General features: G+C 63.3%; 8 protein-coding genes and 1 pseudogene. 1 reads left to right on the top strand and 8 read right to left on the bottom strand.

Going from position 1 to position 7656, the window contains the following annotated elements; genetic code table 11:
• A pseudogene (locus ATE71_RS18215) lies at positions 1-231 on the bottom strand (phosphotransferase family protein); the annotation flags it as partial.
• A 96-nt stretch (positions 232-327) separates the two neighbouring features.
• Between ATE71_RS18215 and ATE71_RS18210 the strand changes: the two are divergent.
• Positions 328-1149 (top strand): energy transducer TonB, encoded by an 822-nt coding sequence (locus ATE71_RS18210; protein WP_152998839.1) that lies wholly within the window; start codon positions 328-330, stop codon positions 1147-1149.
• 48 nt (positions 1150-1197) lie between these two features.
• On the opposite strand, the gene ATE71_RS18205 is transcribed toward ATE71_RS18210, so the two are convergent.
• From ATE71_RS18205 to ATE71_RS18180, 7 genes are all read right to left on the bottom strand, one after another.
• The gene (locus tag ATE71_RS18205; RefSeq protein ID WP_160328063.1) at positions 1198-2190 is read right to left on the bottom strand and encodes a cupin-like domain-containing protein; all 993 of its coding nucleotides are present in this window, start codon (positions 2188-2190) and stop codon (positions 1198-1200) included.
• Positions 2191-2275: 85 nt separating this feature from the next.
• Positions 2276-3091, bottom strand: a complete 816-nt coding sequence (locus ATE71_RS18200) for an energy transducer TonB (RefSeq protein ID WP_082665295.1) — start codon at positions 3089-3091, stop codon at positions 2276-2278.
• The gene (locus ATE71_RS23110) at positions 3088-3360 is read right to left on the bottom strand and encodes a hypothetical protein (RefSeq protein ID WP_201022983.1); all 273 of its coding nucleotides are present in this window, start codon (positions 3358-3360) and stop codon (positions 3088-3090) included. The genes ATE71_RS18200 and ATE71_RS23110 overlap by 4 nt, the downstream gene beginning before the upstream one ends.
• A 42-nt stretch (positions 3361-3402) precedes the next feature.
• Positions 3403-4428, bottom strand: a complete 1026-nt coding sequence (locus ATE71_RS18195) for a serine hydrolase domain-containing protein (RefSeq protein WP_201022982.1) — start codon at positions 4426-4428, stop codon at positions 3403-3405.
• A gap of 91 nt (positions 4429-4519) precedes the next feature.
• Positions 4520-5875, bottom strand: coding sequence for a DUF389 domain-containing protein (locus tag ATE71_RS18190; RefSeq protein ID WP_058804759.1), 1356 nt, complete (start codon positions 5873-5875; stop codon positions 4520-4522).
• Positions 5876-5887: 12 nt separating this feature from the next.
• Entirely contained in the window at positions 5888-6817 is a 930-nt protein-coding gene (locus tag ATE71_RS18185; RefSeq protein ID WP_058804758.1) for an electron transfer flavoprotein subunit alpha/FixB family protein, read from the bottom strand.
• A complete protein-coding gene (locus tag ATE71_RS18180; RefSeq protein ID WP_058804757.1) occupies positions 6814-7563 on the bottom strand; it encodes an electron transfer flavoprotein subunit beta/FixA family protein in 750 nt (249 codons plus the stop codon). The genes ATE71_RS18185 and ATE71_RS18180 overlap by 4 nt, the downstream gene beginning before the upstream one ends.
• Positions 7564-7656: the final 93 nt, after the last annotated feature.

Here is a 7656-nt window from a genome sequence, read left to right as displayed (position 1 = left end):
CGCCGCCTCGTCGCCATGGCCGAACGGTCGATCCGCCATATAAGCCGCCGACGGCGCGCGCCGCAGAACATAACCCGCAACCGCACCACCAGCACCCTCACCCCCCAGGCCCCAGTCGAACGACCAGCTCTCCATGTTCGCACCGCCAGACAAACGAACCAGGTTCGACAAAGAACCGGGGCCGGCAACGCGGGTCATGAAGGCGGACAGCGTTTCAGAAAGATCGGTCATTACTTAATGATGTAAGTATTTTTACGCCCTGCAAGGAGGATTTGATAAGAAAGGGTATTTCTTGCTCCTTCCCCAAGGGATTGGTAGCGTTGGTTGATGATGCGCATTCCCTGCAATTGCCTTGCGATCAGCGCCATCGTTCTACCCGCCGAAGGTCTGGCTGCGCCAGCGACGTGGGAACCCCATGGATCGTGGCAACTTAACCAGCAGCGCGAGCAATGCACCTTGCTTCGCCGATTCCAGTCAGGCGACCGATACATGGTCCTACAGATCAAGCCTGATATCTTTTCCGTACATTTCGACATGATTCTCGCGGGACCCGCCGTGCCCGCGCAGCTTACAGAAGGCGCCGCCAACCTGCTGCTGCCCGGTCACACCCTGCCGCTGAAAATTGATGTGAATACCGGAACTGCAGCCGGATCACAGGACCATCTGCTACGCTGGAATCTCGACGATCGCCTCGAAGGACCGATGCCAAGCGATCAGCCGCTTCGCCTCGATGCCGCCGATGGCTTCACCGTCACATTGCCGATACCTGGCGCCGAAAAAGCACTGAACGCGCTTCGAAACTGTCAGGACGAGGTTGCTTCTATCCAAGGCATCGAGGCCGGAGCTTATCGCGAGCAGACACGGCCACCCGTACCCGCCAATAATCCTGGCTATTGGGCGACCGACGCTGACTATCCTCCGACGGCAAGGCGAGAGCGCATGGAAGGTATCGTCGGATTTCGCATGACGGTGGCGCCGGACGGATCGGTCAGCGACTGCCAGATTACCTCATCGTCGGGCTTCGACATGCTCGACAAACGAACCTGCCTGCTCTTGAAGCAGCGGGCCCAGTTCAAGCCCGCGCTCGGCGCGAATGGGCAGCCGACCGTCAGCTATTACTCCAACCGGGTTCGCTGGGCTATTCCCTGATACGAGATCTGAGACGATGTCGGTCTGGCCGCTCTCGGATTAGGGCCATTATATCACCCCATAAGACACATAATCCTCGACATGCGCATTGGGCCGGCGAAAGCTGGTGAAACTCACGCTGGCCGACAGGTCGAGCGCTTCGACCTGATGCCACCAGCCGACAGGCAAGAAAATCGCCTCGCCGGGGCCGATGACCGTTTCGAGGACCGGCGGCATCGCGGCGTCGCCCTCGCCGGCGGGCAGCGCTTCATTGCCCCAATCGGAGAAACAATGGCGACTGTTCTTCATCCGCGCGAACGCCCATGGCGGCGCCATCCGCACCCGCTTTCGCCCGACCACCTGCACGAGCAGGTTGTTGGTGAGATCATGATGCCAGGGCGTGAGCGTGCCTCTGGGGCCCAGCCAGAAAAAGCCGTCGTGCGTCCGCGTCCCGTCAAGGAGGTCGATCGGCACCATATCGTCCCACAAGGGGGCGAGCGCCGCGGCGTTGGTGCCGCTGTTATAGGCGGTGAGGTAAATGTCGTTGCTTGCCTCGTCCTTGCGAAGCCAGTCGATCAGTTCAGCGAAGCGCACGAGACGGCGATGGTCGTCCTTTGCAAGCTCATAATCGGGATCGCGTTCCCGCTCGACCTGCGCCTCGACAATCGAGTCGCCTGCAACTCGTGCGAAATGGTCGAGCGACCAGCGCGCCAGCGCGGGCCAATGGTCGATGAGTCCGGCGATCTTTGCCGGCCGGTTTGCCTCATAATAATGGCGATAGAAATGATCGGGATCGGGTTGGTTGAGCATATCGAGGGCGAAGCCGCCATCGGCTTCGAGCGCGAGCCGCCGCTGGTTGGCGAACAGCCAATCCTGCTTGGCCATGCGCGCCGCCTGCCGCCGCAGCATCGCCACCATCGGATCCTTCGCGAGCCGGTCGACCTCATATTTCGCCGCCGCCGCCGAAACGCCCGCACCGGTCAGCCGCGCGTGGAGCGCGGCATCCTCTTCGCCGAGCGCCAGCCCCTCGGCGAGCAGCGCGCGCTTGTCGGGTTGGGACATCGACAATCTCCTGAACGGCTTCGCGCAGACTAGCGCACCAAAGTCCCGAGCCTCAAGCGCAAGTCGATGACAGGACGATGACGCGTCAGCGCGGCAGCTGCCACATGGTCCGGTTGATATAGAAACTCGGCACGTTCTGCCCCGCCGCATCGCGCGCGGGTTTAAACGACGCGCGCTTCAACAGGAGTACACACGTCCGGGTGTCGAGTATGGCATGACCAGAACTCTCGATGGGGCGGCAACCGGTCACCTTACCCGTCGCATCAACCCTCAACAGGAAGGTGACATTGCCTTCCCGGCGATTGGCAACGTCGTCGCGAGTGATGTCATCGTTGGTCACCCACCGACCGAACTGCCCAACAGGTTGCGGCGTCGTGAGAAGAGCGCGAAACTGACTGGCGTCGACGCCCCAATTCTTCATCAGATCGTCTTCGCACGCCTCCAGTGCTCGGACGGCTTCTACCGTTTTCGGAAGGCTGGCTGTGATCTCGAATCGCTTCGGACTGGTTAAGCCAATGCGATCGCTCTTCTGCAGCGCAGCGAATAGGCGTCCCTCTTCGTCATGCCATCGGATCTCATTCTCCCCCCAGGCCTTGAAACGCCGAGGAGGCTCCGCCCCAAGCGCCACATCGACCGAGCGGGCGGCGCCCAAAGTGTGGACAGTCGGTCCCAAAAGCGCCCAGCGATAGCCGTCGAAGGCCCAATTGCGCTCAATCTCGATGCGGTGGCCGGGTGCGGCGGCACCCAGATGGCGGATCAACCGGCAGCTCGCCTTGCCATAGTCGACTTCCCAGCCGCCTTGCGGGTCTGCTTCGACAGCCAGTGCATCGTCGGGAACGACCGAGGCCGACAGCATCGCCGCGAGCAGGCTCGCCTTCACCCGAATGGAATTTCGCTTCATCGCTCAATTGTTAAAGGAGAAACCCCTGTGCGCAAGGGCATCAGCGTACGAATTGAATCTCCGGGCGGCCCCTTGTACCCCGGGCCATACACCGCCGCACGGAAATCGCGGTGGAGCGTGCCGTCATAAGGCATCGTCTGGACGAAAAAGACTGCGGTCAGCCGATTGGCGGGATCGACCCAGAACAGGGTCGAGGCGGCACCGTCCCAGAAAAATTCGCCAACCGCGCCGCGATTTTCTTGCGGGGTCTGCGGCGGCGATTTGCGCACGGCGAAGTCGAAACCGAAGCCGACAGCCCCCTTGCCAGGCAGTCAGGCGCGGTCCTGTATCGCGGGATCGAGCTGGTCGGTCGCCATCAGCCGCACGGTCGAGGGTTTCAGGATGCGCGCACCGCCCAATTCCCCCTCGTTCAGCAACATGCGCGCGAAGCGCTGATAATCATCAAGGGTCGACGCGAGACCGAAACCGCCCGGGGTCAACGCATGGTCCTCGAAATTGAGCTTGCGCGCGGTGGCGGTGTCCTGCTGGACAAGCTTGCCGTCGGTTTTGATATTCATCGCCGCAAAGCGGGGCAATTTTGCATCGGGCTGGCGCCACGCAGTGTCGGCCATCCCCAGCGGTTCGAAAATATGCGTGCGAACATAGTCGGCGAAGCGCTCGCCCGACAATGTCTCGACCAGCGCCGCCTGCACATCGACGGCGATGCTATATTCCCACTGCGCCCCCGGTTGATAGAGAAGGGGCACGCCGGCAAGCCGCTTGCTCGCCTCGGCGAGCGGGATCGTCAGCGCGAGCGGGTTGGCCGCGACATAGGCGTCGTGCGCCGGCGTCGGCCCGGCGCCATAGGCGAATCCGGCGGTGTGCCGCAGGATATCGCGCACGCTGATTGGGCGCTCGGCAGCCACATAATGCGGCTGCCCCTCCGCATCCTTGCCCGCATAGACACGCATATTCGCATATTCGGGTAGATATTTCGCCAGCGGATCGTCGAGCCCGAACTTGCCCCGCTCCCAAAGCTGCATCAGCGCGACGCCGGTGACGGGCTTGGTCATGGAATAGATCTGGACGATCGTGTCGCGCGCCATCGGCCGCCCGCCGACGCGGTCCGCCATGCCTGCCGCGCCGTAATAGACCTCGCGTCCATCCTGCCAAATCAACGCCGACGTACCCGCGGCGCGACCATCGGCGATCATCGCCTTCAGCGCCGCGTCGATCCGTGCCTTGTCGATTTTTACCACTTCGGGGGTCGCCGTCTGCGCGGATAGCCTTAGCGGCGCCACCGCCACCGATCCCGCGCACGCCATCATCACCGCCAGTGCCAGTCGTTTGCCGCGCATATCGCCTCCCCCTGCCCGCCGTTTCTCGCCGATCGCCACCCATCCCATGCGATCGGGCGCCGCAGGTCAACCCGAATAGGTCTGCGGAAGGCTATTCGGCCGGGGAGGCTTCTGCAGCCGGCGCTTCCGCAACGGTCAGCGCGCCGTTCTGGATCAGCCATTGCGGATAGTTCGCCTGCACCGACGCCATGATGCGGTCGATCGCCGCGGCGACCTGTTCGCCTTCGGCCTCGCGGTCGCGCTGGACAACGACGCGGCGCGCTTGCGCGTCGACCAGCACCTGCTCGCGCGGCACCAATTCGCCAACAGTCAGCCCCGCGATGATATCGCGGCTGTCGCCTTCGCGCTGTTCGAGCGTCGTAAGGCGGCGATTGAGCTGCTCCTCGACCTGCGCCGCAGCGTTGGTTTGTTGTCGGAGCTGGACGATGTTGACCCGCACCGACCGCTTGAGCTTGCGTTGCACCTGCCGCGCCAGATCGGGATTGAGCTGCGCGGCATATTGGTCAACCAGCACGACGCCGTCGACCGAAACATCCTCGCCGTCCATCCGCACGTTAAGGCTGTCGACGCGGTCGCTGGGGTCGAGCAACCGGTCGAGTTCGGTTTGCACGGCGTTGCGCGCACCGATCTCGCGGACGATGCCGTTGAGCGAGAGCGCGAGCGGGATCGACAATATGCCCAGCGTCACAACGATCCCCGCGACCTGCATCATCGTATGCTGCGCGGTCAGCGACGGCCCGAAGCGATTGACGCGCGCGACGATCGTCGCGGCGAAAGCGATGGCGAGCGTATTGGTGAGGAAGAGCAGCGCCGAACCGAGCGCAAAATCGAAGCGACCGGTCGCGAGGCCAAAACCGATCGTCGAGAGTGGGGGAACGAGAGCAGTCGCGATCGCGACGCCGACCATCACCCCTGACAGCTTGCGCATGATCGCATAGACGCCGGCAATCCCGCCGACGACCGCGACGCCGAGGTCGAGCAATGTCGGCTGGGTCCGTGCGCGAAGTTCGGGCGTGACGTCGTTGATTGGCGACAGCCAGATGATCAGCATCGCGACGATCACCGCGACCGCCATGCCCGCCGCCATCGTGATCAGCGAGCGTTTGATGAGATTGCTTTCGAGCGTGGCGAGGCCGAAGCCGACACCCATGATCGGGCCGAGAAGCGGCGACACGAGCATCGCGCCGATGACGACCGCCGCCGAACCCTGCAGCAGGCCCAGCGTGGCGATCGCCGCCGACAGCGTGATCAGCAGCAGGAATTTCTGGTTGAGCCGCGCATCGCGCGCAACGCTAGCTAGGACGAGGGCGCGGCCGTGGACATCGTCGTCGCCAATGCCGTTGTCGTCGTCAACCTCGCGCCCGGCACCCGGGCGCGCGGACCGGCGACCACCGGCGTTGAACGGTGCGTCGCCCAATCCGGGCACCCCGGGATGATTGCCGGCCATATGGACGGACGTTTAGATCTTGCCCGTCAGTTCGGGCACGGCGCTGAACAAGTCGGCGACGAGACCGAAGTCGGCGACCTGGAAGATCGGGGCGTCCTCGTCCTTGTTGATCGCAACGATCGTCTTCGAATCCTTCATGCCCGCGAGATGCTGGATCGCGCCCGAGATGCCGATTGCGAAATAGACTTCGGGAGCGACGATCTTACCGGTCTGGCCGACCTGATAGTCGTTGGGGACATAGCCCGCATCGACTGCGGCGCGCGATGCACCCAGCGCCGCGCCAAGCTTGTCGGCCAAGGGCACGATGACCTCTTCGTACTTCTCGCTCGAACCCAACGCACGGCCGCCCGAGACGATGATCTTTGCCGAGGTCAGTTCGGGACGATCCTGCTTGGCGATTTCGGCGCCCACGAAGCTCGATATACCGGCGTCGCCGCCGGCCGAGACGGCTTCCACAGTGCCCGAACCACCTGAAGTGGCAGCCTTTTCAAAGGCGGTGCCGCGGACCGTAAGAACGAGCTTGGCGTCCGACGATTCGACGGTCGCGATCGCGTTGCCGGCGTAGATCGGACGCGTGAAGGTCTTCGGACCTTCGACCGACAGGATTTCCGAAATCTGCATCACGTCGAGCAGCGCGGCAACGCGCGGCGCGATATTCTTGCCGGTTGTCGTGGCGGGCGCGACAAACGCGTCGTGCGACTCCATCAGCTCGGCAACGAGCGGCGCGACATTTTCGGGCAGGTTATGACCGAAAGCAACGTTGTCGGCGACATGCACCTTGCCGACACCGGCGATTTCCGACGCCGCCTTGGCAACGCCCTCGACGCCTTCACCGGCGACGAGCAGATGGACTTCGCCGAGCTTCGACGCGGCGGTCACCGCGGCGAGCGTGGCATCCTTGACGGCGCTGCCGTCATGTTCGACCCAAACGAGCGTTTTCATGAATGCACTCCCATCGCCTTCAGCTTGGCAACCAGTTCATCGACATCGGCGACCTTGATTCCGGCCGAGCGGACGGGCGGTTCGGACACCTTCACCGTCTTGACGCGCGGCGCGGTGTCGACGCCATAGTCGGCGGGCGTCTTGGTATCGAGTGGCTTCGACTTCGCCTTCATGATGTTCGGCAACGAGGCGTAGCGCGGCTCGTTGAGGCGAAGGTCGGTGGTGACGATCGCCGGAAGCTTCAGCTTTACCGTTTCGAGACCGCCGTCGACTTCGCGCGTGACGTTCACGCTGTCGCCCTCGACGTTCACCGCGCTGGCGAAGGTGCCCTGCGCCCAGCCGGTCAGCGCGGCAAGCATCTGGCCGGTCTGGTTGTTGTCGTCGTCGATCGCCTGCTTGCCGAGGATGACAAGGCCGGGCTGTTCACCGTCGGCAATCGCCTTCAGGATCTTTGCGACCGCGAGCGGCTCGACGGCATCGTCGGTCTGCACGAGGATCGCGCGGTCGGCGCCCATCGCGAGCGCGGTGCGCAGCGTTTCCTGCGCCTTTGCCGGGCCGACGCTGACGGCGACGATCTCGGTCGCGACGCCTTTTTCCTTGAGGCGGATCGCTTCTTCGACCGCGATCTCGTCGAACGGGTTCATCGACATTTTCACATTGGCGAGGTCAACGCCGGTGCCGTCGGCCTTCACCCGCGGCTTGACGTTGTAATCGAGCACCCGCTTCACGGGGACGAGGATTTTCATGGGCTCAAAGCTCCTCTCAGCAAATTGTGCACTGCGCCATAATTGGCGTTTACGTAAACGTCAACCAGCAGTCCCCGATTACCTTCTCCCTTG

Source organism: Sphingopyxis sp. H115 (assembly GCF_001468465.1).
Classification (GTDB): domain Bacteria; phylum Pseudomonadota; class Alphaproteobacteria; order Sphingomonadales; family Sphingomonadaceae; genus Sphingopyxis.
This window is presented reverse-complemented; position numbering and strand designations above follow the sequence as displayed.